The following is a 2,059-nucleotide window of genomic DNA, read 5'->3' as shown; positions in this document are numbered from 1 at the left end:
AAAATGAAGATAGCAGATGTACAAACTTGCATTTATACTCTGCCATATTCTTATTTTAATTTTCCAAATCTGCTAAACGGACTAATTATAATTCTTGCTTTTCCCATTATGGCATCCTTAGATATATAAGGATTTTCCCAATATCTTGCATCTAAAGAATTTGCTCTATTGTCCCCCATAAAGAAGTAGGTATCTTCTGGCACTGTAAATTCCCCTGTTTTGCCACCTGGATATACAACATAGCTCTCATTTGTTTTTTTACTATTTATATATACTGATCCATCTTCTTTAATTTCTACTACATCATTAGGTAATCCGATAAGCCTCTTTATTAAATCTTCACCTTTTTCACCACCTAATTCATCTGAATGAAATACTACTATATCCCCATGATTAAGGTTGTTTGTGTTATGAACTCTCGTTACTAAAATCTTATCATTTAGGTTTATGGTTGGTAGCATTGATCCAGTTGGAACAGTAACATTAAAGAAAATAAGCTTGTTTATTATAAATGCTATTATAATTGCTGCTATTATAGGTAATATCCAGTCTTGAAATATCTTTTTTGCAAAATCCATGATTATCCCCTCTCAAATTTAATACATTAATATTTTATCACAATATTTATAATATATCCTTATTAAAATTTCATTATGTGTAAACAGTTGATAAATTTTTAGTGTTTTTACATATAAAAGTAAAGCTCCTGGCATCTTAGATGTCAGGGGCTTTATTTATATAATCATAATTCATTAATTATAGTATTATTTAAGTCCTATAAATCTAATGTGGCTCTATGTGAATTTGCTTACTTAATATGTTTTACTTAAGACTATCAAAGTGATCCATGATTTTTGCCCAAATACGTTTTGTTTCGAGGAATTCACCATAATGCTTTTCAACATTTCTATGATATTTCTCCAATTCATCTAAGACTTTCATAAATTCTGGTTTTCCAAAATAATCGCAAATTTTAGGCAATGTATCACTAAGTTGCTGCCTCATCTCTTTAATTTTTTCCTCATAATGATCTGGCTGCGTAATATAGATTAATAATGGCTTATAACGAATCCAACCTATACAGGCCTTGTAAAAACGAGTAGTGATCTGTTCATTATCTGCTTTAATAAACTTAAGCCTGATTGGCAGAACACCTTCTAGAAGGTGATTATAAGTAGAAAACCCGTCATGGAATGTGTAGCATGGAATTCGCAAAACTTTCCTTTCACTTAGGCAGGTACTTAAAAAAGTATCTTCTCCTCTAGCTCCCGGTGGATTATAGAACGGAAAAATACGCCTAGGCGCCGTAAGGTTAATACAAAGATTAGCCCCTGAAATGAATTTAGAATTGTTTATTTCCTGTACCTCTATAGCCTCATCGCTAGTCAATATATTTGTATCAGCATATGTTACCCCGCCATTTTTCATAACGGTTTTCAATTTATCCCAGTTAATTATATCATTGCTGATAGCCTCAATAAAGCCTCGAAAATCCCCTTCGGTCATAGTATCATTAAATTCCATATAAGGAATAGGGGATATATATCCACAGTGATGTCCGTGAGTCATATCTGCTTCCTTTATATTCCTAAGATGTTTTGTTAGAACCTCCTGTCCGCCCCAAATTGCTGTGTCGCGAGTACTGGTCACTGCCATGGGGTATTCATCATCGTCCAGAAAGACTAAATAATCCATATTATTCTTTATAGCATAATAAAGCACTGTGTTTCGCTTGGCTGCATAACCCTTACCGAAAATTAGACGAATTTCATTAATGTCCACTACATTTTCTCGAATTAGATAATCAATTTCCTCTTTTGTTTCCATGTTTCCAATAAAATTGCTACTATCAACTTGCTTTAGTAAGTCCGGGTTTACATTAGTAAAATCCGTTGCTTTTGTTTTATTATAATTAGTATCATATGCCACAAAAAGATTTAAACTCACCGCCTCATTTTCTATCAAACCGGATTCATAACAGTTATGTATGTAAGTTCTCAGCACCTTTTTAAAACTCTTTCTACCAGTGGCAAACCCTATTCCAACTTTAATGTTTTTT

At 32.6% G+C, this 2,059-nt stretch carries 2 protein-coding genes; both read right to left on the bottom strand.

Annotation, left to right across the window (positions count from 1 at the left end; genetic code table 11):
- Window positions 1–50: 50 nt before the first annotated feature.
- Complete coding sequence (gene lepB, locus JJE11_RS17625; RefSeq protein WP_291637988.1) at window positions 51–578, bottom strand: signal peptidase I; 528 nt, start codon at window positions 576–578, stop codon at window positions 51–53.
- 244 nt (window positions 579–822) lie between these two features.
- Window positions 823–2,059 (bottom strand): hypothetical protein (locus tag JJE11_RS17620; protein ID WP_366927966.1); only part of this gene is annotated, 1,237 nt, incomplete at its 5' end.

Origin of the sequence: Clostridium sp., assembly GCF_016650095.1 — a bacterium.
Lineage (GTDB): Bacteria > Bacillota > Clostridia > Clostridiales > Clostridiaceae > Clostridium_AD.
This window is presented reverse-complemented; position numbering and strand designations above follow the sequence as displayed.

Coding starts and splice junctions, on each gene's coding strand:
- lepB (WP_291637988.1), bottom strand. CDS start 578: ATGGATTTTGCAAAAAAGATATTTCAAGACTGGATATTACCTATAATA.